The sequence below is a fragment of the Rhodoferax potami genome (assembly GCF_032193765.1).
Lineage (GTDB): Bacteria > Pseudomonadota > Gammaproteobacteria > Burkholderiales > Burkholderiaceae_C > Allorhodoferax > Allorhodoferax potami.
Genome location: NZ_JAVBIJ010000001.1, coordinates 3,531,597 through 3,557,203, shown reverse-complemented (window position 1 = coordinate 3,557,203; position 25,607 = coordinate 3,531,597). Strand labels below are relative to the sequence as shown.

The window sequence follows — 25,607 nt, the reverse complement described above, 5'->3', positions numbered from 1 at the left end:
AGACGAGCGTAAAGTGCTTTTTATTCATGTAAGTTAAAAGCCATCGCCTTTGAGGTAACCGATGATTTGCCCCTGCTCATCCAACAGCGCTACCCAGTCTTGCCGCCCTACAACCGGCAAATATTGAATCTCGGCTACGTCAAGCCCCTTTTTACTCGCAATGTCTTCCGCTTCCTTTCGCTGGTCTGGGTATTTTTGTAAGAACTCCACCAGTTTTTTAGCCCTAAGAAGGGTTCTGAGTGCCGCTTCACCTTTGTAAGGCACATAGAACTCAGGCCGTTCGGCATAGTCTCTACCGCCATCGACAGACTCGAAGAGGACTTTGCTTCTTTCCTCAGCGTCTTTAGGGGGGCGAATGCCAACCGTCACAGGAGCCCCTATCCAACGCGGTTGCATTTCGGCTGGCAGATCCTGTAATTTGGCTTCACGCAAATCAGGGGCCGAAATGACCTTAAACCGGTCAATCTCCATCACAAGATACAAGGGGCGCGCTTCCCACACCGTAAACAACCCATAAGCCAGTGCGCTCAGCTGAATCACCACTACGAATGCTAGGTCCCGCAGCAGCTCTAGACGCGGCTTTGCCGAGTTGAACAATACCAGTGTGAGCAAAGGGCCGCAAACCACATCGACCAATATGATTAATAAAAACAACTCGCGCCCACCAGAGAGGTCGCGGTACGGAAATGGATACCAAGCTGCGAAAACCAAAACAGCCGCTAACCCCGCAATAGCCAAACAAATAAATAGATGTACGCTAGCTGCTGAGGCTGCCTTCTTCAAACGGATCAATATTGCGTACATAAATTAAACATTGAATTGTCGCTGCGCGGTTCTATAAATGAAAAAGAGCGCCAAGGCGCTCTTTTTCAGCTTGATGGCTACAAAATCAACGGCATTCGCCTGGTGCCAAGCGTGCTGGCAACGTTGCCGTTGCTGCTGCAACACCAGCTACTCGGGTAGCAACACCGGCGGCATAGCAATCCCAACGAATAGGACCAGCGGGAGGAGTGCTAAGTGCAGCGGTGCCTGCAAGAGCAGCGCCGTTTGAAGAAGGAACAAGCTCCAAACGATTTGTTGCTTGGGGCTGGACTGCAACGGTGTAGCCGATCGAAATGCGTCCAGTTGCTTGCGCAATACCGATACCCAGGTTCCCTGCTGCAGCAGCAGCTGTGAAAGTTGTGTTCAACTCAGCTGGAGTTGCAGCACCAGCAGCAGCAGCCACGTTCACGCCCACCGAACGTGAACCGGTGGTACCACCATATCCTGTCGCAAAAGGTGTTGCGTTTGCCGCATTTTCCGCAACAGCCAGTTTAGCTGCACCTGCCAAGGCCAAGCCTTCTGTTACACGGGCTCGCACTGTGTAGTCCTGATAAGCCGGCAATGCCACAGCAGCCAAGATACCAATAATCGCAACCACGATCATCAGTTCAATCAGGGTGAAACCCTTTTGGATAGAACGCTTCATTTAAAACTCCAGTTTTGAAAAGTGAGGCCTCTTGCTTTGCACACTTCGTGCCAACGTTTTGGCGGCTGTTTAACCTCCACAAATGCCTTTTTTGTACGCCTTTTCTATTCATTGCCCGTCATGTTTGCAAGGGACTGCAGGTTGAGTGACTTTTTTGTCAGGGCTGGCTTATTTGATGCACACCTGTCTCACCATCTTCAAGTCGGTGAGGCCCATCAACACTTTTTCCATGCCGTCCATCTTCAATGTTCTCATGCCGCCCTCTACCGCTGCAGCAAATAGCTCCGCTACTCGTGCCCGCTCTTGAATGAGCTTTTTCACATAATCGTCTGCCACCATCAACTCGTGTAAACCGATGCGCCCTTTGTAGCCGGTTTTATTGCATTTCTCACAGCCGACAGCTTTGTAGAGCTTTAAGGGTCCGCCATCGCTATAAGCATCCCTCCATTGCCGAATCAGTTTTTGGGTCTCCGATTCGTAATCGCTTTTCCATGCATCCGTATTCCGCAACTCTTCGGCGTACTCTTTACAAAACAACCGCAACTCATCCTCAGTCGGCACATACGCCACCTTGCATTCACACAGCTTCTTGGCAAGTCGTTGAGCCAAGATGCCCAGCAAGGCATCTGCAAAATTGAAGGGATCCATGCCCATATCTAGAAGGCGGGTAATGGATTCAGGCGCAGAGTTGGTATGGAGCGTCGAAAAGACCATGTGCCCAGTCAATGATGCCTCCACACCCATCGACACCGTTTCTTTGTCACGCGACTCGCCGACCATGATGATGTCTGGATCCGCGCGGAGAAAGGCCCGCATCACCAGCGCAAAGTCGATTCCAGCTTTCTTGTTAATTTGGACCTGGCGCAAACCTTTTTGCGTAATTTCTACAGGATCCTCTGCGGTCCATATCTTGGTATCTGGCGTGTTGAGAAACTTCAATATGGAGTGCAACGTAGTAGTCTTACCCGAGCCCGTTGGCCCGCAGACATAGAAGAGTCCATAGGGTTTGCTAACCGTTGCTTCCAGCCGGCTTTTATTGTGAGTCGTAAGGCCTAGTTTCTCCAAAGGAATAGGTTCGCCAGCTGCCAGAATCCGCATCACCACATCCTCGACCCCACCTGCTGAGGGAATAGTTGCGACACGTAGCTCAATATCTAGAGGGCCGTACTTTTTAAACTTGATTTTCCCGTCTTGCGGCTTTCGGCGCTCCGATATGTCAAGGTCACACATGATTTTTAGGCGTGTGACCATCGCCTGGCGAAAGTGGGCGGGAACCTCGACATAAGGGACGAGGCTTCCGTCGATCCGAAAGCGGATACCGGTTTTAAATTTACCCGGCATGGGCTCAATATGTATATCCGAGACCTTCTGGTGATAGGCATCAATAATGACTTTGTTGACGAACTTCACCAGTTCATTATCTGCAGCGGCAGACTCTAGTGACTCATCATTACCGGAATCTTCAATAGGCCCACCGTCCATATCGGCGAGTAATTGATCAATGGTGCTGGAATCCGCAGTCGCTCCAAATAATTGCCCAAGCGTCTCGACAAACTCTATTTGTGTGGTCACCCGGTACGCAAACTTGCTAATCCGCGGAAAAACTTGTGGCACCACTCTCGAGCCTTTTACCGCTTCGGGGTCAAGACACATGATCACTAAACCCTCAGGTGTCACGCGCAGTATGAAAATGACACGCAAACGCGGTGAGGAATTGATACACCTCGACTAACGTGCCAAGCCATCCGAACCATGGATGGGACTGGCAATGATTACGAACGAGGAGTACATGGAACTCAAGGTTTTAAGGAAGCACAGGCTGAGCTTGCGCGAGATATCGGCGCAAACTGGAATGGCAGTCAACACGGTGCGTAAGTATTTGGAGGGCGGTCCGCCGGCCATGAAGAAACTGCCGGAACGTAAAAGCAAGCTCGATCCATTCAAGGACTACTTGGCTGGACGTATTCAGGCGGCCAAGCCTGATTGGATTCCCGCAACGGTGCTGCAGCGTGAGATTGCCGCACAGGGGTATACGGGCTCCGTGCGCATCCTGCAGGAGTACCTCAAGGAGTTGCGTCCACAGGCGCGCCCGGATCCGGTTGTGCGGTTCGAGACCCAGCCCGGTGAGCAAATGCAGATGGACTGGATCGAGTTCCGCAAGTCTGGGCATAAAGACGGCATGTTGGCGGCGTTTGTGGCAACGCTTGGCCACAGCCGGGCGACCTTCGCGGAGTTTGTCACAGACATGAAGCTGGAGACACTACTGGCGTGCCATGTCAGGGCGTTCGAGAGCTTTGGTGGAGTCACCCGTGAAGTGCTGTACGACAACATGAAGACCGTCATCCTCAAGCGTGACGCCTACGGCAAGAACCTGCACCAGTTCCAGGGTGCCTTTGCTGACTTTGCGCACCACCATGGCTTTGTGCCGCGGGTGTGCAAGCCCTATCGGGCCAAGACCAAGGGCAAAGTCGAACGCATGAATGGCTACATCCGGCGCAGCTTCTGGGTGCCATTGGTGGCGAGTATGAAGCAGCAATGCTTGGTGGTGGACGCGGACACAGCCAATCGGGAAATGCGCACCTGGCTGCGTGACGTTGCCAATGTGCGGATCCACGGAACCACTGGGTGTGTGCCGGCACTGGCTTTGCAACAGGAGCGCACACATCTGCTGGCCATCCCCAGCGCCTACAGTGGGCGAACAGTGCGTCAATTGCAAAAAGTCACCGGTAGCGGCGCAGCAGTCCGGCCAATTCCAGCCGCGGCATGGCGAGGCCTGCAGCATCCTCTGGCGATGTATGACACGCTGGTGCACAACCAAGCCTCAGCAGGAGGACGACCATGAGCCTGCAAATGGAAAGACTGCGTGAACTGTGTGATCAGCTGCGCCTGCTCAACTTACCCGATCAGCTTGCCCACTTGGGGCAAATGGCGGCCAAGAAAGAGCTGGGGTACCTGGAGTTCCTGGAGCAAGCCTTGCGTGGCGAGGCTCTAGCCAGAGTGGAGAGAACACGCGCCATGCTCACGCGCATAGCGGGCTTCCCCGCCATCAAGACGCTTGATGAGTTTGACTTCCAGTTTGCCAGCGGCGTGCCCAAACCCCTGGTACAGGAGCTTGGCAGTCTGGCCTTCGTGGAGCGCAGCGAGAACGTGGTCTTGCTGGGCGCCAGTGGGGTGGGCAAAACCCACTTGGCCATCGCCTTGGGCTACAGGGCAACCCAGGCTGGAATCAAGACGCGTTTCATCACGGCGGCAGATCTGCTGATGACACTGAGCACGGCACTACGGCAGAACACCCTGGAAGAGGCTATCAAACGCATCGTGCGTCCCTACCGGCTGTTGATCATTGACGAGGTCGGGTACCTTCCCATGAATCGGGAACAGGCGAATCTTCTGTTCCAAGTCATTGCCAAACGCTATGAAGTGGGAAGTCTCATCCTGACCTCCAATCTGCCGTTTGGGCAATGGGACCAGACGTTTGCAGACGATGCCACGCTGACAGCGGCGCTACTTGACCGACTGCTCCACCACGCCCATGTGGTCCCGATTTCAGGAGACTCCTATCGCCTGAAAGATAAGCGGCGTGCCGGTGTGATTGCCGCCAGCAGCAATACCCTACTCAAACGAAAACGCAGTCACCTTGATACACAGGAGGAACAGGCAGCCTAAGGGCGCCAAGCAGTCAGTGGCGAGCCACTGACTGCTTGAAAGACAAGCAAAGACAAAACAGACAATCGCCCCACACAACGGTGTATCAAATCCACGCCGCGTTTGCGTTCGACAGCTGTATCAAATCGAAACTGCGTTTGACACAGGCGACTCCTCCAGAGGAACCCAACCCTGCTCCTCGAGAAACTCTCGTTTTAGAGGCCCATGCAATGCCTCCGAACGGATGCGAGAGCTGCTACGCGGCTCATAGGCCACCCCGAAAAACTGCGCCAAACCGGCTCCAACCTGACTCGGCAGCAAACCCGTGCGGCCGATGATGAGCTGCTCAAGCGGTTCACCTTCGTCGCGTGCTTCTTGTGCAAGTTGTTGAAGATCGATATCCGTCAACAACCCGGCATTCACTAAACTGTCATAGCGAGTACGCTCACGTCGGGGCCGATTCTCTTGGGTGGCCACCCGTTGTCGGATGGCGGTGGCAAGGGTTTTGCAGAGCTCCGTCACCCCATCAAGCTCCAACTCTCCAAAGGGCTCGTCGCTCTTGCTATTGATGACCTGCAGAACGCCATGTAAAACGTTACCGTCGAGAATTGGCGCAACCATCATCTGCTTGGTTCGGTAGCCGGAGCGCTTGTCCACTTCTTTTAAGAAGTTGAGGGACGGGTGTATCTTGCGCAGCGCCTCTTCGTTATACACATCCGGCAGATTGAGGATGGTCCTGCTATAGGCCGCGTAGCCGGCAAGACTTTGCGGAGATATTGGTAGCTTCAGTTCCTTGCTTGTATTGAGACCGGTCTTTATCTTTGAGACGATAGAAACACCATCATCCGCTACTGCGTACAAGGTGAGTCGATCCGCATTGAGCAGCTTGCATATCTCTTGGCTGGTTTCGAGCATGATTTGCTCGAGTTGCACCGTGTCGTGAATACGCGCCGTTACTTGATGCAATTGCCGATAGAACAGTGCCTCAAACGTCATTCCGCGTTTTTTAACGGGCTGCTTTTGTGAGTCGTAAAAAGCCTGCTCACTCAACGAGGAACTCCCCCCTCCTGGCTGCGAATGATTCATGGAATTACTTCTTTCTTTTTCGGACAGTCAAATAGCATGAACAGCCAACGACGGCTAAACGGCAAAAGGAGCAGACATCCCTTTAAGTGGACCCGAACTGCGTGCTTCCGTCCCACTCCGGATCCAACGGTAACCGTTTCAAACTTGCAATCCGGGCAGCGTAATAGGTATACAGAGGTTTGGTACCGGCAACGTCCAACAAGTTCAACAGCACCCTTTCAGCGGCCGCCCATGATTGCCGACGGTAGTGCCCCAAAAATTCACTCCACAGAAGCAACTCTCCGCCAACCGCGGCATCCGGCACATCGGGGGGCGACCGAGGAGTCCAAATGCTCACGGACTGTTCTTTGCCTTTTACCCTAACCTTGTCTAGCTCTTGCCAAGCGAGCTCAGGAATGAGCGCTTTTGTGGTTTCATTCACGATGATGCTAACGCCGTAAATCTTGGTCAGCCCTTCCAAACGGGAACCAAGGTTTACTGCATCGCCAATCACCGTGTAACTGCGCCGCATCTCGGACCCCATATCACCGACACACATGAGCCCCGTATTGATGCCGATGCCGACGCCGATCTCAGGGAGGCCTCGCGCTCGGTGTTCCGTGTTTAGTGTTTGAAGCATCTGCTCAATTTCAACGGCGCACTTTACTGCCAAGGCGGCGTGATCCACCGCCTCGACTGGCGCCCCCCAAAAGGCCATGACGCAGTCGCCCATGTATTTGTCAATCGTGCCTTTTTTAGCACGGATGACAGTAGTAATACGACTGAATATGTCAGTCAACATGGACTGCAATTGGATCGGCTCCATGGACTCTGACATCCTTGTGAAACCACGCATATCGCAAAACATGACCGTCAACTCACGGCTGGTGGCCTGCATGGTGTAACTGTCCGGATCCCGAACCATTTCATCTACCAACTCTGGCGGTACATAGGTTCCAAACAGATTCGCCAACTCTCTCTTTGAACGGCTTTCGACAAAATATCCATAGCTCATGTTCAGCGCGAACGCAGTCACGGTCATCGCCAGCGACGTCGCCAGCGGCAATGCCAAGCCAAACTCATCGTAGAGCCAGAAGTTGGAGGCGACCAATACAACGAGCATTGCAAAACTCATCAGCACTGCTTTGAACGCCGAAAGCAGAGGCAAACAAAAAGCAAGCATCAAGCCGGCGCTCAACAGCATGATGAACTCGTACCCGAACGCATAATCAGGCTTTACTTTCAAGCGCCCATCCAGCATGGAGGACAAAACACTCGCATGTGTCTCAACCCCAGGGTAGGTTTCTCCGGCCGGCGTCACCCGCATATCAAACAAACCCAGTGCAGTTGTACCAAGCAGCACGATCTTGTTTTGGAGCATTCCAAGGGGGAGCGTGTTGTTCAGTACATCTACCGCAGAGACGTAGCGAAAAGACCCACCTGCAGGCCCGCCTGGGCCACGGAAAGAGATGAGTGCTCCTCCACGATTGTCAACGGGCAGCACAAGACTCTTTCCCTCTTTCGTAAGCACCAAGCTTTCAAGGCCGCGATATGCCTTGGGCAAAACAGTTTCTTTGGAGAATGAAGGCTTAACCTGTGGCTCCCCTGTGAGCGCACGGAACATGGCCAGGGAGAGAGACTCGTAGAACGCATCACCATAGCGTGCAACGAGCGGCAAGGACCTGACAACGCCATCCGCATCGGTAAAAGAATTGGTATGACCCGCCATTGGGGCCACATTAGAGAACATGGCGAGGTTCGCCCCGAACGCTGACCACTCAGGCGCCATCACGGAATGACCATCAAGGTCCGCCCCTGTAAAAACTGCGGCAGGCAGCGCGCCTCCCGAGCGAAACGCCGGCACGTCAGAGAAGAAATAGCCCAGAACTACCAGCCTGTTCGTTAAAGCGGTTGCAAGCCTGGCATCGAAATCAAGGCTTGGTGCGAGCCGATCGACCTGCTCAGTAAAAGCCGGATTGTCTTTGAGCTCATTCGCAGCCAGCGAGCGCAGATGCTGAAGCCCTGAACTTGTGTCTGGCTCTGCAAGAACGACATCGACGCCAAGCAAACCTATGTCGTGCTTGTCAAATAGCTTATCGACCAAGTCGGCGAGTACATCACGACTCCATGGCCAGCGTCCTATTTGAGCCAGGCTCTTTTCATCTACATCGACGATGACGATACGGTCGTCAATAGTCCGTGGCATCGTGGCCCGAAGACGCGCGTCGTAGATGAGGTTATCCAACCGGTGAAGTGCACCGAGTTCCAGTACCCCTAAAAGGTGAAGCACTGAAAAAATAAACGGCACCAGAGTGACCGCGATACGGGCTCGATGCCGATAGATGGAATTCACCTCTCAAGCGTTATTGCGCGCAAGGGACTCTGTGTGCGAGGCTATTCAATGCAATATGAACTGCATCTGGGTTCCTGCCAACTCCACCAAATCCCCATTTTTCAAGGGAAGTGGCGCAGCACCGATAGGAGCACCGTTCAAAGTTGGATTACCCGCACCTTCCACATGGTGCACCACGAAACCTTGTTGGCGGCGGGTAATCGCGGCAACCGCAACGCCCGGCTTTCCAATGGTAGTGACTACTTTCGTAAGCGGTACTTCCCGCCCGGATGCGGCGCCAGACAGCACTTTGATTGCAGCGTGAAACGCTCCCAGCCCTTGGGAATCCCCTGCGACCGTAGCAAACCCTGAATTCAAAGGTTGTGTAGTGATCGCAGACGGACGGGCAGGCACCACCATCGTTTTGTCAAAACTATCGACCATACCGTCAGCCATGTACTTGATCTTATATTTGCCGATTTCGATACCGTCGCCGTGGCGGAGTTGCTGTTTTTTAACCGCCTTACCATTCACATAAGTGCCATTAGTGCTGTTGAGGTCTTCAAGGAAAATGTCTTGTCCCGCCATCAAAATAACAGCATGTTCGCCACTTACAGCTAGGTTATCAATCACGATGTCGTTGTAAGGCCTGCGCCCCAAAGTTGTCCGATCTTTAGTAATTTGAACTTCTTTGATCACGACCTCATCGATCGATACGATCATTTTCGGCATGATCGACTCCTTTTCCTGTAGTTGCTTTTTGAAAGCGTTTCGACTTTATTTCCCGAGCAGCTTGGCAATAAAGCCTTTTTTTTCAACTGCTTCCCCTGCGGCAACCAACAGAACAGAAATATTGTCACGGCCACCACACTCATTGGCAGCCAAGATTAAATGCTCTGCAAGGGGCTCCAGACGCAGGTCCTCACAGGCAATTCTAACGATTACTTCATCAGACACCATATCTGAAAGCCCATCTGAGCACATTAGATACACATCGCCAGGTTCGATGCTGAACTCGTTGACCTCCAACATCACCCCTTGCTCAACACCGAGCGCTCTTGTGACCAGATTCTTGATGGGGGAGCCAGCCGCTTGCTCTGGTGTAATCAATCCTGCGTCCATTTGCTCCTGCAACAACGAATGGTCTTTGGTGATTTGCTCCATACGACCCTGCCGGATCCGATAACAGCGGGAATCACCGATATGCCCGACCAACAGTCTTCCGTCTTTAATCACTCCGAGAACCAAAGTGGTCCCCATCCCGGCAAACGAAGGGTTGGCGTTGGCTGAGTTGTAGATGGCGATATTGGCGTTGTCCACGCATATCTCCATGGCCCGGCGAATATCCCTGATTTGTGCATTCGCACCGGCTTCTGACAGCCAACGACTCAGCTCCGCCTTGATAAAAGCAGTCGCCATCCCGCTGGCAATTTCTCCTGCGTTGTAGCCGCCCATTCCATCTGCGAGGACAGCAACCAAGGCCTGATCATCAAAAGCCACGGAGTCTTCATTGTTTTCGCGGCATCGACCCGGATCCGTTTTGGCGTGGAATTGGTACATCATGGTTGTTTAGATTTCGATATCCGGCGCCGGTCGAGCTGGCCGTTTCAGTGGAATCGTGTTTTGCATCGTAATGTCTTCAGTGACGGCTTGAACACCTTCCGGCGATATGTTGCCGTGATTTGTGACGTACTTCTCAAGGCACAGCGCAAACTCAGCCCCTGTTTGAAACCGAGCCTCAGGGGCTTTCATCACGGCGCGCTGCAACAGTCTCGCGAGCTCTTCCGTCAAATCCGGGCGATGCAGGCGCACATCCACAGCATCTTCATGGGTAATTTTGTAAATCAACTCCGCCATAGAGTCCCCACGAAATGGAAGTACGCCTGTCAACAACTGGTACAGCGTTACACCCAGTGAGTACAGATCAGAGCGCCCGTCAGCAGATGCCCCTGCCAATTGCTCGGGCGACATGAAACTGGGCGTACCCAACACTAGGCCCGTTTTGGTTTTATAGCTGTCAGAGATTCTTGCAATACCGAAGTCTGTCACCTTCACCGCATTGGTATCGGGCTCGAACATGATATTCGCTGGCTTTATATCGCGGTGCACTACCTGTTGCCGGTGGGCATAGTCCAAAGCCAAGGCAACGCGAGTCACAATACTCAAAACGCTGTCAACAGGGGGCAGATTTTCGGGCTTGGTGTGTTTGACGAGGTCGGTTCCACCGACGAACTCCATGGCAATGTAGGCCAAATCGCTCTCTTCGCCAGCGTCAAAAATAGTCACGATATTTGGATGCTGCAAACGCCCTGCAGTTTCTGCCTCACGAAAAAAGCGCGCACGCGTATCCACCAACTCATCGCCAGAAAACTCCTCGGCAAGAGCCATTGTTTTCAGCGCCACCACCCGGCCAATTTTCGGATCCAGACCACGGTAAACCACACCCATCGCGCCTTTGCCGAGTTCGGCATCTAAGGTGTACCGGCCAAGTGTGGGCTTTTCTATGGTTTCATTTTCGAAAACAGCCGCCGTGATCCGTTTGTCATCGCGTCCCATCACGATAGAAGTGGACAGTCGCTGCGCTTGCACTCGCTTCAGTTTCACATCTTTGAAGCCGGGGTCTTGCGCAGCAATGTATTCATAGACGGCAAGAGCCTTGTTGAACTGACGTTTACGTTCAAAATCAAGTGCCAATTGGTACAAATTCTCACGAACCGAATCACTAGCAGGCACCCGTCGGAAGCGGTCAAAAGCCATGTCCAGTTGACCTTGGCCCTGCAAAGCCAAGCCCATCATGCGGTTGGCCTCAGCGGACTCTGCATCAGACTGCGTTTTCCCTAACTCCACCATCCAGAAGCGCTTGGTCGTCAACCCGATGTGGCCGATGGCCAAAACCATCGCAGGTAGCAGCAACTTCACCCAAACTGCAGAGTTGACCAGCAACAGGTATTCACCTCCGACCAAGCCGACCAATGCAAGGGCAGTCAGCGCTGCAGCGACAGGCGCTGAAAGTGTGCCCAGCACTCCCATTAAATAGGCACTGACGAGCAGCAGGGCAATAACGCCCACCCAATCAGCCCACGCCGGTTGAGAGGTGGCGTGTTGCTCCAGAAGACTGGACGTCACATGCGCCGTTGTCTCTGCTGGGGACAAGGCCATCTGCCCCGCAACGGGAAACTGAACGCCAATACCTGCCGCAGTAGCTCCAATAATGACAATCTTGCCCTGGTACTTGGCAGCGGACACTTTCTTGGTCAGGACGTTATAAAACGAAGTGACCGGGAAGGCTGGCTTGCCATTGCGCGTCGCATAGAACTGGGGGAGCATCAAGGCGTGCTCGTCCGTTGCAATGTGCAGATTTCCGAGCTGGAGACCTTTGCCGGGCACAAACCGAACATCGGTCGCAGACAAGCCCAATGCCTGGACAACGGCGGATAATGCGAGTGAGGGTACCGCCTTCCCACCCGCATTGATCCAGAGTGGCTCGGTGCGAACCACGCCATCAGGATCAAGCATCTGGTTCAGGTGTCCCCCACCGGCCGCGGCTTGTGCCAATTCGTCCATCGGAAACTGGCCCTGTTCTGCAGGAAAAAAATCAGAGGCAGCTACAGAAACGCCTGCCTTCGTCCAAAAATCGGGGAGTGATGTGTCAGGTGCAGATCGGGCCACACCCCACTTGAAGACCACAGGCAGCAAGACATTCCCCGCACCACGAATGCTCTGCGCGAGCGCAGCGTCAGTGTTGAGGGCAGTCTCAGCCTCGGCAAAAGCTTTGTCGATAGCCTCTTGATTGGCCATCTCCCCTGCTTCGGCCATCAGCGCTTTTAACTTTTTGATATGCACCAAGCCGGCGTCCCGTTGCGGCTCAAAAAAGAAGATGGTTTGAACAATCGCCGCAGGCTTGGCCTGCGCCAGTAGATCTATCAATTCAGCGTGGTAGTCCCGCGGCCAAGGCCACCGCCCCAGCTTCGAAACACTGAGGTCGTCAATCGCAATGATGGCAATTTGGTCAGAAGGCAGGCGCGCATTGGAAGCACTGGCAATATCGTAAAAACGCCGCTCCAAAGAAGCCGCCAAGCCCGTTGTCAGCAGTGCAACTGTCGCGACTGCGGAAACAAGCAATCCGACAAACCAATCAGTTCGCCAGAACGCTCTGTTTTTGGGTGCGCTAGCCACCCTCACCGACTCCCCGATTGTCCTTGCGCATACTTGTTTGTGTGCTTCGCATTTACTCACCTGACAGCTCGACGCACCTTACCAGAGGCGCTTTCTCGCGGCAACACACGCAACCTGATAGACGTAAAAAAGCCCGGTCCTGAGACCGGGCTCCTGTCTGTTCCCTGCGCTTGGATAGCAGCAGGTCTGGCGCGCTTGTTACAGCAAGGCCTTCAACAGTTTTGCCATCTCAGAAGGGTTACGGGTCACTTTGAAACCGCACTCTTCCATCACCGCCAGCTTCGCGTCAGCAGTATCTGCACCACCGGAGATCAAGGCACCCGCGTGGCCCATGCGCTTTCCGGGAGGCGCTGTCACACCAGCGATAAAGCCAACAACCGGCTTCTTCATGTTCAGCTTGCACCAACGTGCTGCTTCAGCTTCGTCAGGCCCACCGATTTCGCCGATCATGATGACCGCATCGGTATCAGGATCATCGTTGAAAGCTTGCATCACATCAATATGCTTCAGGCCGTTGATCGGGTCACCACCGATACCGACAGCAGAAGACTGACCCAGACCGATTTCGGTCAGCTGAGCCACTGCTTCGTAAGTCAATGTACCGGAACGGGACACCACGCCGATACGGCCTTTGCGGTGAATGTGACCGGGCATGATGCCGATCTTGATTTCATCGGGAGTGATCAAACCGGGGCAGTTGGGTCCCAACAGCAGAGTCTTTTTGCCGCCGGCAGCTTCTTTGGCCTTCATGCGGTTGCGCACTTCCAACATGTCCTTGACCGGAATGCCTTCAGTAATGCAAATCGCGAGGTCCAGATCGGCTTCTACAGCTTCCCAGATGGCAGCAGCAGCGCCCGCTGGTGGCACGTAGATCACCGACACGGTTGCACCGGTTTGACCGGCAGCTTCCTTGACGGAGGAGTAGATTGGAATGTTGAAAATCGACTCGCCAGCCTTCTTGGGGTTCACACCCGCTACGAAGCAGTTCTTGCCGTTTGCGTATTCCTGGCATTTTTCAGTGTGGAACTGGCCGGTCTTGCCGGTAATGCCTTGGGTAATGACTTTGGTGTCTTTGTTGATAAAAATCGACATGGTGATTCCTTAGCGGGCTTTGACGGCTGCAACAACTTTTTCGGCCGCTTCGGCCATGCTGTCGGCGCTGATGATGGGCAAACCGGACTCGGCCAACATCTTCTTGCCCAGGTCTTCGTTGGTACCCTTCATCCGCACCACCAAAGGCACAGACAGGTTCACTGCCTTGCAAGCAGTGATCACGCCGGTGGCAATGGTGTCGCACTTCATGATGCCGCCGAAGATGTTGACCATGATGGCCTCGACCTTGGGGTTCTTCAACATGATCTTGAAGGCTTCTGTCACCTTCTCGGGGGTTGCACCACCACCCACGTCCAAGAAGTTGGCTGGCTCAGCGCCGTACAACTTGATGGTGTCCATGGTGGCCATGGCCAAGCCAGCGCCGTTCACCAGGCAACCGATGTTGCCATCCAGGCTGATGTAGGCGAGATCGAACTTGGAAGCTTCCACTTCGGCCGCGTCTTCTTCGTCCAAATCGCGGTAAGCCACGATTTCAGGGTGACGGAACAGCGCGTTCGGATCGAAGTTGAACTTCGCGTCCAGGGCCATCACATTGCCCTTGCTGTCGCAGTTCAGGGGGTTGATTTCCACCAGGGACGCATCGGTGTCCATGTAGCACTTGTAGAGCTTGGCGAAAATGTCCACGGCCTGGTCTACGGAAGCACCGGTCAAGCCGATGGCTGCCGCCACCTTCTTGCTCTGCTCGGTGGTAATGCCGGTCAGGGGGTCAATCATCTCAGTGATGATTTTCTCGGGGGTGGAGTGGGCCACTTCCTCGATGTCCATGCCGCCTTCGCTAGATGCGATCAGGGCGATTTTTTGTGTAGCGCGGTCGGTGACCAGCGACACATAGAGTTCGTTCTTGATGTCAGCGCCGTCTTCGATGTACAAGCGGCGGACTTTTTGGCCTTCTGGGCCGGTCTGGTGTGTCTTGAGCTGCATGCCCAGGATTTCGGTGGCGAGGCGTTTGACATCGTCAATCGACTTGGCAACCTTCACGCCGCCGCCCTTGCCGCGACCACCTGCATGGATTTGTGCCTTGACAACCCAAACTGGGCCACCGAGTTTTTGAGCGGCTTCCACCGCTTCTTGCACTGTGAAAGCCGGAATGCCGCGGGGAACGGGCACACCGAATTGACGCAAGATTTCCTTGCCTTGGTACTCGTGAATCTTCATGACGTCTCTCTTTGGGACAGGACTATGTTCACCGTGTGGTAACGAGGATGTAATCACCACGCGGCACTGGACACATCAACCCGCGAATGTATCATGCTGCGACGCACAATACTGGTGCGAGGCTTACAGCTGGTGCATTCCGGGTCGGTCATGCTCCATGCAGCGCGCAGTTTGAAGCACATTATTTGCCCCTTGCTTACACCATGAAAAAAATCTTTATCGACGGCGAAGCCGGCACTACCGGCCTCCAGATCCGCGAACGTTTGCAGACCATGCCGCAGGTGGCACTCATCAGCATCGACCCCGCGCTGCGCAAAGATCCGCAGGCCAAACGTGCGCTGATTGCCGAGGCAGATCTGGTGATTTTGTGCCTGCACGACGATGCCGCCAAAGACACGGTTGCTATGATCGACGCCATGGAGCGCGAGACAGGTCAACCGGGACCGCGCATCATCGATGCATCTACTGCACACCGTGTGGATCCGACATGGGTCTACGGTTTTCCGGAACTTGCCGCAAACCAGCGCGATGCTGTGATTCAAGCTCGTCGTGTAAGTAACCCGGGCTGCTACGCCACCGGTGCAATCGCACTGCTGCGCCCTTTGATCGATGCCGGATTGTTGCCGGCCGACCACCCGGTTTGCCTGCCTTCGGTCAGTGGCTATTCCGGCGGCGGTCGCGCGATGATCGAGGCTTACGAACAAGGTAGCGCAGCACCTTTTGAGCTGTATGCACTGGGCCTGAAGCACAAGCACATTCCTGAAATCATGCAATACACCGGTCTGACCCGCAGGCCCCTGTTTGTGCCCGCGGTCGGGAATTTCATTCAGGGCATGCTGGTGCAGCTCCCGCTGCACCTCGACACATTGCCCGGCAAGCCAAGCGCACAAGCCTTGCACGACGCATTGGCGCACCATTACGCCGGCAGTCAATGGGTGAGCGTGGAGCCGGCCACCGCGGATTTGAAATTGGATGCTGTGGCCCTCGCAGACACCAACAAGCTCGAACTCCGGGTGTTCGCCAACGACGCTGCGGCTGATGGCTTTGCCCATGCGGTGCTGGTAGCCCGGTTGGACAACCTGGGCAAGGGTGCCAGCGGCGCTGCGGTGCAAAACCTGCAGCTGATGCTGGGCTTGTAAGGCTTACAGCCCCTCGTCGTCCCCGCCACCGGACACCACACGGTGGATGGTGTCGCCGCCAAAGCCCCGGCTGGCCAGAAAGCGCATCTGCTTGGCCCGCTCAGCCACATCTTGCGGTTGAGTGCCAAACTTTTTGCGCCAGACTTCGCGGGCCCGCTCCAGCTCGGTGCTGCGCAAGGCAGCCACCGCCTCGGCCACCGCGTCGGGCGCTAGTCCTTTCGATTGAAGCTCCTGCTTGATGCGGGACGCCCCCATCTTGCCCGCCCGCCGGTAGACCACCGAGCCGATCACACGATCTTCATTGATGAAGTCTTTGGCGGTGAGTGCATCCAGCACCCGGGCCAAGGCACCGGGCTCCTCCTCGTAGCGCTGGAGCTTGCGCTCCAGCTCTGCGCGCGAGTGCTCCCGGGTACTGAGCAGCCGCAAGGCCCTGCCGGTGAGTGAGAGTGCTTGAACTGCCACAGCCTGACTTCTTCTTATTTGGCTACTAAATTAATAGCTGCTAGCGCATATTTAATGAGCGCCAGCAGCCGATTTGACCCTTATTCCGGCTTGTCCGCTTTGTCTGCCTTTTTGCCTTTGGGCTTGGCATCAGGCTCTGCGACCGGCAGCAAAGGGATACCCAAGGACAAGCGCACCTTGTTCTCGATCTCCACCGACAAGTCAGGGTTCTCACGCAAAAACTCGCGGGCGTTATCCCGGCCTTGGCCGATCTTTTCACCCTGATAGGCGTACCACGCACCGGACTTTTCCAGAATGCCGGCGGTCACGCCCATGTCGATGATTTCGCCGTGCCGGCTGATGCCTTCCCCGAACAGGATGTCGAACTCCGCCGTCTTGAACGGGGGGCTGACTTTGTTCTTGACCACTTTGACTTTGGTCTCGTTCCCGATCGCCTCTTCACCCTTCTTGATCGTGCCGGTGCGGCGGATGTCCAGGCGCACAGAGGCGTAAAACTTCAGCGCGTTGCCTCCGGTGGTGGTTTCGGGCGAGCCGAACATCACGCCAATCTTCATGCGGATCTGGTTGATAAAGATGACCATGCAATTGGTCTTCTTGATGTGGGCGGTCAGCTTGCGCAGCGCTTGGCTCATCAGGCGGGCTTGCAGGCCGGGCAGGCTGTCGCCCATTTCACCTTCGAGCTCGGCCTTGGGGGTCAGGGCGGCCACCGAGTCCACGATGATCAGATCCACCGCACCGGAGCGCACCAGGCTATCCACAATTTCCAGGGCCTGCTCACCGGTGTCGGGCTGGCTGATCAGCAGGTCTTGCAGGTTCACACCCAGCTTCTGGGCGTACTGGATGTCCAGCGCGTGCTCGGCATCCACAAAGGCGCACTGGCCGCCTTGCTTCTGCATCTCGGCCACGACTTGCAGCGTCAGGGTGGTTTTGCCGGACGACTCCGGGCCATAGATTTCCACCACACGGCCGCGGGGCAGGCCGCCCACACCCAAAGCGATGTCCAGCCCCAAAGAGCCGGTGGACACAACCTGAATGTCTTCAATCACCTCGCCCTCGCCCAAGCGCATGATGGTGCCCTTGCCGAATTGCTTTTCAATCTGCGCAAGCGCGACTTGAAGGGCTTTGGCCTTTTCTGCGTTGGCGGCGGGGTTCTTCACTGCGTCCATGGGAATCTCCTGAAAAATCAAGGGTGGGGTGACTGTTTATCCATCTGTCATTAACAACAGGCTGGATGCTTGAACAGTAGTCTAAGCGCCCTATTAAATTCAAACAAGCCGATATTTAGTCAGTTTGCATTACCATTTACCCCATGTCGATTCCCGCATCACTCGATACCTGGCGGAGCAACCACGTCGGTCATTGGTTGCGGCTGGCGCTGGAGCGCTTTGATGCCAGAGTCCTCGAGCTCATGGCTCGTCATACCGCAGCACCCTTGAGTTTGGCCAACCTCGCTGCCCGCGGGCAGGTCGGGGCAGCCCATATTCACATCACACGGCACCTCGAACTCCAGGGCAGCCGCCTCACCGACCTTGCCACCCGCGCCGGCATGACCAAACAGGCCATGACCACCCTGGTAAACCAATGCGAGGCCTGGGGCATGGTGGAGCGCACCGACGACACGAGCGATGCCCGTGCCAAACACATCCGCTTCACCGCCACCGGGCTGGCATGGCTGCAGGCGTATCAAGATGCTGTGGCCCAAGCCCAGGATGAGCTGCAACAAGCAGTCGGCCCCGAGGTCGCCACCGTGATCCATCTGGGCCTGGAGGCCTACTGCGGCCATTGAGCCTGCCGCAAGCTGACGCCTTGCACAGCAGCTGCACGCCTAGAATGGCGTCAAGCGGACACAGTGCCGCACCCTGCCAGGAGACACGCATGCGCATACTGATAGCTGAAGACGATCAAGTTCTGGCCGATGGCCTGTTACGCGCACTGCGCGGCGCGGGTGCAGCGGTAGACCATGTGGCCAGCGGCACTGAAGCCGACGCCGCGCTCATGACCAACACCGAATTCGACTTGTTGATTCTGGATTTGGGCTTACCAAAGATGCACGGCCTGGAAGTCCTCAAGAAACTGCGGGGCAGGGGGTCCTCATTGCCCGTGTTGATCCTCACTGCTGCGGACAGCGTGGACGAGCGGGTCAAAGGCCTCGATTACGGTGCAGACGACTACATGGCCAAACCCTTCAGCCTGCAAGAGCTGGAAGCCCGGGTGCGCGCCTTGGTCCGCCGCGGCATGGGTGCGACGAGCAGCAGCATCAAACACGGCCCCCTCACCTACGACCAGGCCGGCCGGGTCGCCACCATCGACGGCAAGATGGTCGAGCTCTCTGCCCGCGAACTCGGCCTCTTGGAAGTGCTGCTGCAGCGCGCGGGCCGCCTGGTCAGTAAAGACCAGCTGGTGGAGCGCCTGTGTGAGTGGGGCGAAGAGGTGAGCAACAACGCCATCGAGGTCTATATCCACCGCCTGCGCAAGAAGATCGAAAAGGGCCCCATCCGCATCGCCACCGTACGCGGGCTGGGCTACTGCTTGGAAAAAATACCAGGATGAAAATATTCCAGCGGGAGCAACGCAGCCTGTTCGGGGAAATCCTCGACTGGATGCTGACCCCGCTGTTGCTGCTGTGGCCCGTGAGTCTGGTACTGACCTGGCTCGTAGCGCAGGGCATTGCCGGCAAGCCGTTTGACCGCGCCCTCGAGTACAACGCCGGAGCCCTGGCCCAGCTGATTACGGTCAGCAAAGACCGCGTGCAGTTTGTGCTCCCTCTGCCTGCCCGCGAGCTACTCAGGGCAGACGATGCGGACACCGTCTACTACCAAGTCCTCGGCAGCCAGGGTGAGTACCTCAGCGGCGAAAAAGACCTGCCGGCGCCGCCCGACGACGACCGGGTACCGCAGGGCGAAGTCCGGATGCGGGAGCTGGACTACAAAGGGGTCGACTTGCGAGTCGCCTCCATGTGGGTGCGCACAGACATCCCCGGCGGCCGGCCTGCGCTGGTTCAAGTCGCAGAAACCATGGACAAGCGCTCGGTCCTCGCGACCGAAATTGTCAAAGGGGTGATGCTGCCCCAGTTTGTCATCCTGCCTCTGGCGGTGCTGCTGGTCTGGTTGGCGCTGGTGCAAGCGATCAAACCCCTGAACCGCCTAGAAGAGCGCATCCGGGCCCGCAGCCCGGACGATTTGAGCCCGCTGGATGTAGAAGCAGTGCCCCTGGAGGTCGTGCCGCTCGTCTCCTCGGTCAACGACCTGCTGATGCGACTCAAAGACTCGATCTCGACCCAGAAGCGCTTCTTGGCCGACGCAGCGCACCAGCTCAAAACCCCGCTGGCAGGTCTGCGTATGCAAGCCGATCTTGCGCAGCGGCAAGGCGCGAGCGCAGACGATTTGAAACAGTCGCTGCGCCAGATCGGCCGCTCCAGCATCCGCGCGACCCACACCGTCAATCAACTGCTGGCCCTTGCCCGCGCCGAGAGCAGCGGCACCGTGCTGGCACACCAGCCCTGCGATCTGGCAAAACTCACCATGGAAGTGGTGCGGGACTGTGTGCCCAAAGCCTTGGAAAAGTCCATTGATCTGGGCTACGAAGGCGTGGAACCGGGAACACCCGGCGTCGCGATTCCGGGCAATGTCACCCTCCTCAAAGAAATGGTGCGCAATCTGGTCGACAACGGCATCAACTACACGCCGTCCACAGCAGACCGTGCAGGCGTGATCACAGCCAGGGTCTTGCTGGATCCGTTCAGCGGCGCGCTGGTACTGCAGGTAGAAGACAACGGCCCAGGCATCCCAGCGGCCGAGCGGGAACTCGTTTTTCAACCGTTCTACCGGGCACTCGGCAACGAAGCCGATGGCTCCGGCTTGGGTTTGCCCATCGTTCAGGAAATTGCGCGCCAGCACCACGCAGAGATTGCGGTGGAAGACAGCAGGCCCAGTTACTCGCCGCCGGGCACCACGTTCACCTTGCGGTTTTCGCCCTCCGCGGCCAACCCGCCCTCCGAGGGCGCTTAACTGCAGCTCTTGAGCCCGTGCCCTTGCAAGGCGGCCTTCACATCCTGAAGCCGGAGTTTGATGGCCTCGGTCGCCGCCGGCACTCGCAACTGCTGCACAGTGGCCGCCTGGCGCTCTTGCAGCACTTTGATGCCACGGATGCCTCTGGGCGCCAAACGGGCGAGCTCCGCCTTGGCGGCCGCCTCCGTTTCAAAGCCTGCCAGTACCAAACCGGGTTGTAGATCCGGGTTCGCCACCGGTATCGCCTTGATGCCCAAAGCCGCCAGATCCGCAGTCTTTTTGGCCAGCGTCTCGCCTTTGGCCAGCTTGCCCACGTAAACCACCCAGCGCGCACTCACTTTGACAGGGTCCACCTGCCAGCCGCCTGCGGGCAGCGCTTCATTCAGCACCCGGCGCAGGGCCGCGGCTTCCTCGTCACTGAAGGGGCCGGCTTGCAGGCACTCCTTGGGGCCCGCATCGGCCAGCATCTGGGCTTCCACCTTTTTCAGCTCTGCAGCCGTCAACAGCTGCACCGAGTCCGGCTTGATCTGCTGCTGCACCCGTTGCGGCTCGCTGCTGGTGTGCGGGGCAAAGCCGTACATCTGCAAATAACGGTGACTCCACGCGAAGTACAGGCCGTTTGCCAAAAGGAGTAGCAGGACAATCAGTCGCAACATAGAAGTCAGGAGGGGTTGAGGGGGGGTGCAGATACCGGACGCACGCTCACTTCCGCGCTGTTGATTCTGACAGTTCCCGCCCCGGTGTCGACCAGCAGCACCCCGCTGGCATCTACACCCAGTGCGGTGCCTTGTGTGCCATCGGTACACACCACCGCCTGACCCGCCAACAGATCACGCGCCTGGTAGGAACTGCGCAACGGTGCAAAACCTTCGGTCGCAAACGTCAGCACCGCTTGCACCAAAGGCGCGATCACCCGGTGCAAGACCTCTGGCGCATCCACATCAGGCAGCAATTCTTGCAAGGCCGCAGGCGGGGTGCGCAGACCATCCCCCTTGCGCGGCGTGATGTTGATGCCCACACCAATGACGGCGTAGCGTTGCGTGCCAGCGCTGGCGGTTTCAATCAGAATGCCAGCCAGCTTGCGGCCCTGCCACCAGACGTCATTGGGCCACTTCAGCTGCAACTCCGGGTGCAAGCTCTGCACCACGGACAGCCCCACCGCCAGCGACAGCCCCGACCAATCCGCAGGCTGCAAAGGCAGGCCCAACGAGAAGGTCAACGTGCCCCCGTCGCCCTGCGTGTCGCTTTGCCAGTCGCGCCCCAGGCGGCCACGGCCGGCGGTCTGCCGCTCTGCGACCAGCAGCACCGGCTCACATTGGCCAGCCCGTGCGCGCCGCATCAGTTCTGAGTTGGTGGAATCAATTTCCGGCAACACCTCGACAGTAAAACCGGGAAGGACCGCAAACACCGCTTCCCAAATCGCTTCCGCAGGCCAGCGGGTGACGTTCATCGCTTGGGGGCCAACAAGGTGCCGCGGCAATTACTGCTGCCACACCAGCAGGGATATTCCGCCTTGAGCTTCTTGGTGTAACGCTCTTCGAGAATCAGGCCGTAGTCGTAGTTCAGCTCTTCGCCGGCGCGGATGTTGCGCAACGCCTTGATAAAGACCCGGCCGCCTTCCTCGTCAGCAATGCAGTTGCCGTCGCAAGAGTGATTGATCCAGCGCGAGGAATTTCCGCCGAACAAGGCGTCGATCACGTTGCCATCTTCGAGCGAGAAGTAAAACGTGTGGTTCGGGTCTTTCGGGTCGTGGGGGTGGCGGTCCTGGGCTTCCTGCCAGCTGATGATCTCGCCCACATACTCAATGATGGTTTCGCCTTCGGCGATATCCTGCAGCGCGAACACCCCTTTGCCATGTACCCCGGAGCGCCGTGTCTGGATGCGCCGTGCCGGCGAGGCGGGCACACTTGTGGAGGATTTCACTGGGGTTTTTGCCACGGCCGGAAAGTTTGGTATGGTGAATCGTATGGGCGCGCATGTGTGCGTGCCTGCGTGTGCAAGTGCGCGCCTGCGCGCACGCGAGAATTGGATTGTAGTCAGATGAAAAACACCGTTTTGAACAAAACATTGGTTATTGCTGAAAAGCCGTCGGTCGCACAAGACATCGTGCGTGCACTCACTCCGGTGGCGGGCAAGTTTGAAAAACACGACGAATATTTCGAGAGCGACAGCTACGTGGTTTCCAGCGCCGTCGGTCACCTGGTCGAGATCCAGGCGCCCGAGGCCTATGACGTCAAACGCGGCAAATGGAGCTTTGCGCAGCTGCCCGTCATCCCGCCCCACTTTGACCTCAAGCCCGTCGACAAAACCAAGACGCGCCTGAACGCGGTGGTCAAGCTGGCCAAGCGCAAGGATGTCGACAAGATCGTGAACGCCTGCGACGCGGGCCGCGAAGGAGAGCTGATCTTCCGCCTGATTGAGCAATACGCCGGTGGCGCCAAGCCGCTGGGCAAGCCGGTCAGCCGCCTATGGTTGCAGTCCATGACGCCCCAGGCCATCCGCGATGGCTTTGACAACCTGCGCACCAATGCCCAGATGCAGCCCCTGGCCGACGCCGCCCGCTGCCGATCCGAAGCCGACTGGTTGGTGGGTATCAACGGCACCCGTGCGATGACCGCGTTCAACAGCCGCGACGGCGGTTTCTTCCTGACCACCGTGGGTCGGGTGCAGACCCCCACGCTCTCAGTGGTGGTAGAGCGCGAAGAGCTGATCCGCAAGTTTGTCAGCCGCGATTACTGGGAGATCCACGCCACCTTCGCCGCCCAAGCGGGCGAGTACGCGGGCAAGTGGTTCAACCCAGCCCACAAAAAAGAGGCCGACGACGCCGAGAAAAAGGCCGACCGGGTCTGGACACAGGCCGAGGCCAAGGCGATTGCAGACGCGGTGCGCGGCCAGCCCGCCACCGTGACCGAAGAGAGCAAGCCCACCACCCAGGCGTCTCCCCTGCTGTTTGACCTGACCAGCCTGCAGCGCGAGGCCAACGGCAAGTTTGGTTTCTCGGCCAAGACCACCTTGCAGATTGCCCAGAGCCTGTACGAGCGCCACAAGGCCCTGACCTACCCGCGTACCGATTCGCGGGCCCTGCCCGAAGACTATGTGCCGGTCGTCAAAAAGACCTTCGAGATGTTGGCCGACAGCGACATGCGCCATCTGGCGCCGCACGCACTGGTCGCACTGAATAACAACTACATCCGCCCCACCAAGCGCGTGTTCGACAACGCCAAGGTATCGGATCACTTTGCGATCATCCCCACCCTGCAAGCGCCCAGCGGCCTGAGCGAGGCGGAGCAAAAGCTGTACGACTTGGTGGTGCGCCGCTTCATGGCGGTGTTCTTCCCGAGTGCCGAATACCAGGTCACCACCCGCATCACCACCGCTGCACAGCACGCCTTCAAGACTGAAGGCAAGGTGCTGGTCAAGCCGGGCTGGCTGGCCATCTACGGCAAAGAAGCCGCCGCCGAAGTGGAAGACGCGAAGGAAGGCGACAAGGGCCAGAACCTGGTGCCCGTGGCGCCCGGCGAAAAGGTCAAGGGCGACCCGGTAGACCCCAAGGGCCTCAAGACCAAGCCTCCTGCTCGCTACTCCGAAGCTACCTTGCTTGGCGCCATGGAAGGTGCGGGCAAAACCGTGGAAGACGACGAGCTGCGCGAAGCCATGCAAGAGAAGGGTCTAGGCACACCAGCCACCCGCTCCAGCATCATCGAAGGCCTGATTGCCGAGAAATACATGCTGCGCGAAGGCCGCGAGTTGATTCCTACCGCCAAGTCCTTTCAGCTCATGACACTGCTGCGCGGCCTGGACGTGCAGGAACTGACCAAGGCCGAGCTCACCGGCGAGTGGGAATACAAGCTCGCCCAGATGGAGCAGGGCAAGCTCAGCCGCGAAAAGTTCATGGCCGAGATCGCTGCCATGACCGAGCACATGGTCAAAAAGGCCAAGGAATACGACCGCGACACCATCCCCGGTGACTACGCCACCCTGGCGGCCCCTTGCCCCAACTGCAGTGGCATCGTCAAAGAAAACTACCGCCGCTATACCTGCACCGGTGCAGATGGCCACAGCGAAGGCTGCGGTTTCTCGTTCGGCAAATCCCCGGCAGGGCGCACCTTCGAGCCCGCAGAGGTGGAGCAGTTCCTGCGTGACAAACACATCGGCCCCTTGGACGGCTTCCGCTCCAAGGCCGGCTGGCCTTTTGTGGCCGAGATGGTCATCAAGTTTGATGAAGAGGCAAAGAACTACAAACTCGAGTTCGACTTCGGCGATGACAAAGCCGGCGAAGAAGACGGTGAACTGGTCGACTTCGGCACACAGACCGCCTTGGGCGCTTGCCCCAAGTGCGGCGGCAACGTGTTTGAACACGGCAAAAACTACGTGTGTGAAAAATCGGTCCCCACCGATGCGCAGCCCACCCCGAGCTGCGACTTCAAGAGCGGCCAGATCATCCTGCAGCAACCCATCGAGCGCGAGCAGATGCAAAAGCTGCTGGCCACCGGTAAGACCGACCTGCTCGACAAGTTCGTCTCGATGCGCACCCGCCGTGCCTTCAAGGCCATGCTGGCCTGGGACGCGGCCGAGGGCAAGGTGAACTTCGAGTTCGCACCCAGCAAATTCCCGCCCCGCAAGACCGCCTTCAAGGCAGCTGCCAAGACCGGTGCCGCTACCAAAACAGGAGCTGCCCGCGCAGGAACCACGGGCGCTGCGGCCAAAAAAGTACCTGCAAAGAAGGCCGCTGCCGTCAAAGAAGCCAAGCCCAAGGCTCCGCGCAAAACCACAGCCGCCAGCGGCAAACAGCCCAGCGCCGAGTTGGCCGCGGTGATTGGCGCCGAACCGGTTGCGCGCCCGCAGGTCATGAAGAAGCTGTGGGACTACATCAAGGCCAACGGCCTGCAGGATGCCAAGGACAAGCGCAGCATCAACGCCGATGCCAAGCTGCTCGCGGTGTTCGGCAAGCCGCAGGTCACCATGTTTGAGTTGGCCGGCATTGCCGGCAAGCACCTGTCCTGATGCGTGGCCTGTATTCGGAGCACGGTAGTTGCACACATACG

Annotated in this window: 20 protein-coding genes and 2 pseudogenes; 7 read left to right on the top strand and 15 right to left on the bottom strand. The window is 57.1% G+C overall.

Annotated elements, in window-relative coordinates; genetic code table 11:
• Positions 1–33 precede the first annotated feature (33 nt).
• The 3 genes and pseudogenes from tfpZ to RAE21_RS17170 all read right to left on the bottom strand — a co-directional run.
• Positions 34–783 carry a TfpX/TfpZ family type IV pilin accessory protein gene (gene tfpZ / locus RAE21_RS17180; protein WP_313882406.1) on the bottom strand — a complete coding sequence of 250 codons (750 nt, stop codon included), beginning with the start codon at positions 781–783 and terminating at the stop codon, positions 34–36.
• Between the two features lie 106 nt (positions 784–889).
• Positions 890–1,468 (bottom strand): pilin, encoded by a 579-nt coding sequence (locus RAE21_RS17175; protein ID WP_313882405.1) that lies wholly within the window; start codon positions 1,466–1,468, stop codon positions 890–892.
• A gap of 168 nt (positions 1,469–1,636) precedes the next feature.
• Positions 1,637–3,151 (bottom strand): annotated as a pseudogene (locus RAE21_RS17170) (GspE/PulE family protein); the annotation flags it as partial.
• A gap of 85 nt (positions 3,152–3,236) precedes the next feature.
• Here RAE21_RS17170 and istA point away from each other — a divergent pair.
• The gene (gene istA, locus RAE21_RS17165; protein WP_428984048.1) at positions 3,237–4,310 is read left to right on the top strand and encodes an IS21 family transposase; all 1,074 of its coding nucleotides are present in this window, start codon (positions 3,237–3,239) and stop codon (positions 4,308–4,310) included.
• The gene (istB, locus tag RAE21_RS17160) at positions 4,307–5,134 is read left to right on the top strand and encodes an IS21-like element helper ATPase IstB (protein WP_313879687.1); all 828 of its coding nucleotides are present in this window, start codon (positions 4,307–4,309) and stop codon (positions 5,132–5,134) included. Before istA ends, istB begins: the two co-directional genes overlap by 4 nt.
• A gap of 120 nt (positions 5,135–5,254) precedes the next feature.
• Here the strand turns inward: istB and RAE21_RS17155 are convergent, their stop codons facing one another.
• From RAE21_RS17155 to sucC, 7 genes are all read right to left on the bottom strand, one after another.
• Positions 5,255–6,199, bottom strand: a complete 945-nt coding sequence (locus RAE21_RS17155) for a GAF domain-containing protein (RefSeq protein ID WP_313882403.1) — start codon at positions 6,197–6,199, stop codon at positions 5,255–5,257.
• Positions 6,200–6,281: 82 nt separating this feature from the next.
• Positions 6,282–8,531, bottom strand: a complete 2,250-nt coding sequence (locus tag RAE21_RS17150; protein WP_313882402.1) for a CHASE2 domain-containing protein — start codon at positions 8,529–8,531, stop codon at positions 6,282–6,284.
• Between the two features lie 45 nt (positions 8,532–8,576).
• Positions 8,577–9,242 carry an FHA domain-containing protein gene (locus tag RAE21_RS17145; RefSeq protein ID WP_313874788.1) on the bottom strand — a complete coding sequence of 222 codons (666 nt, stop codon included), beginning with the start codon at positions 9,240–9,242 and terminating at the stop codon, positions 8,577–8,579.
• Positions 9,243–9,287: 45 nt separating this feature from the next.
• Entirely contained in the window at positions 9,288–10,073 is a 786-nt protein-coding gene (locus RAE21_RS17140; protein ID WP_313882401.1) for a Stp1/IreP family PP2C-type Ser/Thr phosphatase, read from the bottom strand.
• A gap of 6 nt (positions 10,074–10,079) precedes the next feature.
• On the bottom strand, positions 10,080–12,686 hold the full coding sequence (locus RAE21_RS17135; protein ID WP_313882400.1) for a CHASE2 domain-containing serine/threonine-protein kinase: 2,607 nt from the start codon (positions 12,684–12,686) through the stop codon (positions 10,080–10,082).
• A gap of 198 nt (positions 12,687–12,884) precedes the next feature.
• Positions 12,885–13,778, bottom strand: a complete 894-nt coding sequence (gene sucD, locus RAE21_RS17130) for a succinate--CoA ligase subunit alpha (RefSeq protein ID WP_296510162.1) — start codon at positions 13,776–13,778, stop codon at positions 12,885–12,887.
• Positions 13,779–13,787: 9 nt separating this feature from the next.
• Positions 13,788–14,954, bottom strand: coding sequence for an ADP-forming succinate--CoA ligase subunit beta (sucC, locus tag RAE21_RS17125; RefSeq protein WP_313882399.1), 1,167 nt, complete (start codon positions 14,952–14,954; stop codon positions 13,788–13,790).
• A 203-nt stretch (positions 14,955–15,157) separates the two neighbouring features.
• On the opposite strand from sucC, the gene argC reads away from it, so the two are divergent.
• Positions 15,158–16,093: an N-acetyl-gamma-glutamyl-phosphate reductase gene (gene argC / locus RAE21_RS17120; protein ID WP_313882398.1), complete on the top strand. Its 936-nt coding sequence runs from the start codon at positions 15,158–15,160 to the stop codon at positions 16,091–16,093.
• 3 nt (positions 16,094–16,096) lie between these two features.
• Here the strand turns inward: argC and recX are convergent, their stop codons facing one another.
• Positions 16,097–16,555, bottom strand: coding sequence for a recombination regulator RecX (gene recX / locus RAE21_RS17115; protein WP_313882397.1), 459 nt, complete (start codon positions 16,553–16,555; stop codon positions 16,097–16,099).
• Positions 16,556–16,635: 80 nt separating this feature from the next.
• Positions 16,636–17,721, bottom strand: coding sequence for a recombinase RecA (gene recA / locus RAE21_RS17110; protein ID WP_313874782.1), 1,086 nt, complete (start codon positions 17,719–17,721; stop codon positions 16,636–16,638).
• A gap of 143 nt (positions 17,722–17,864) precedes the next feature.
• Here recA and RAE21_RS17105 point away from each other — a divergent pair, with 143 nt between their 5' ends.
• The 3 genes from RAE21_RS17105 (at position 17,865) to RAE21_RS17095 (ending at position 20,562) form a co-directional block, all read left to right on the top strand.
• Positions 17,865–18,341, top strand: coding sequence for a MarR family winged helix-turn-helix transcriptional regulator (locus RAE21_RS17105; RefSeq protein WP_313882396.1), 477 nt, complete (start codon positions 17,865–17,867; stop codon positions 18,339–18,341).
• An 89-nt stretch (positions 18,342–18,430) separates the two neighbouring features.
• Positions 18,431–19,105, top strand: coding sequence for a response regulator (locus tag RAE21_RS17100; protein ID WP_029706776.1), 675 nt, complete (start codon positions 18,431–18,433; stop codon positions 19,103–19,105).
• A complete protein-coding gene (locus tag RAE21_RS17095; protein ID WP_313882395.1) occupies positions 19,102–20,562 on the top strand; it encodes a sensor histidine kinase in 1,461 nt (486 codons plus the stop codon). Before RAE21_RS17100 ends, RAE21_RS17095 begins: the two co-directional genes overlap by 4 nt.
• Here the strand turns inward: RAE21_RS17095 and RAE21_RS17090 are convergent.
• From RAE21_RS17090 to RAE21_RS17080, 3 genes and pseudogenes are all read right to left on the bottom strand, one after another.
• Positions 20,559–21,218, bottom strand: a complete 660-nt coding sequence (locus RAE21_RS17090) for an SPOR domain-containing protein (protein ID WP_313882394.1) — start codon at positions 21,216–21,218, stop codon at positions 20,559–20,561. The two genes, RAE21_RS17095 and RAE21_RS17090, sit on opposite strands and share 4 nt — an antisense overlap.
• Positions 21,219–21,223: 5 nt before the next feature.
• Entirely contained in the window at positions 21,224–22,012 is a 789-nt protein-coding gene (locus tag RAE21_RS17085; RefSeq protein WP_313882393.1) for a biotin--[acetyl-CoA-carboxylase] ligase, read from the bottom strand.
• A pseudogene (locus RAE21_RS17080) lies at positions 22,012–22,500 on the bottom strand (SET domain-containing protein); the annotation flags it as partial. The gene RAE21_RS17085 and the pseudogene RAE21_RS17080, both read right to left, overlap by 1 nt.
• A gap of 117 nt (positions 22,501–22,617) precedes the next feature.
• On the opposite strand from RAE21_RS17080, the gene RAE21_RS17075 reads away from it, so the two are divergent.
• Entirely contained in the window at positions 22,618–25,566 is a 2,949-nt protein-coding gene (locus tag RAE21_RS17075) for a DNA topoisomerase III (protein WP_313882725.1), read from the top strand.
• Positions 25,567–25,607: the final 41 nt, after the last annotated feature.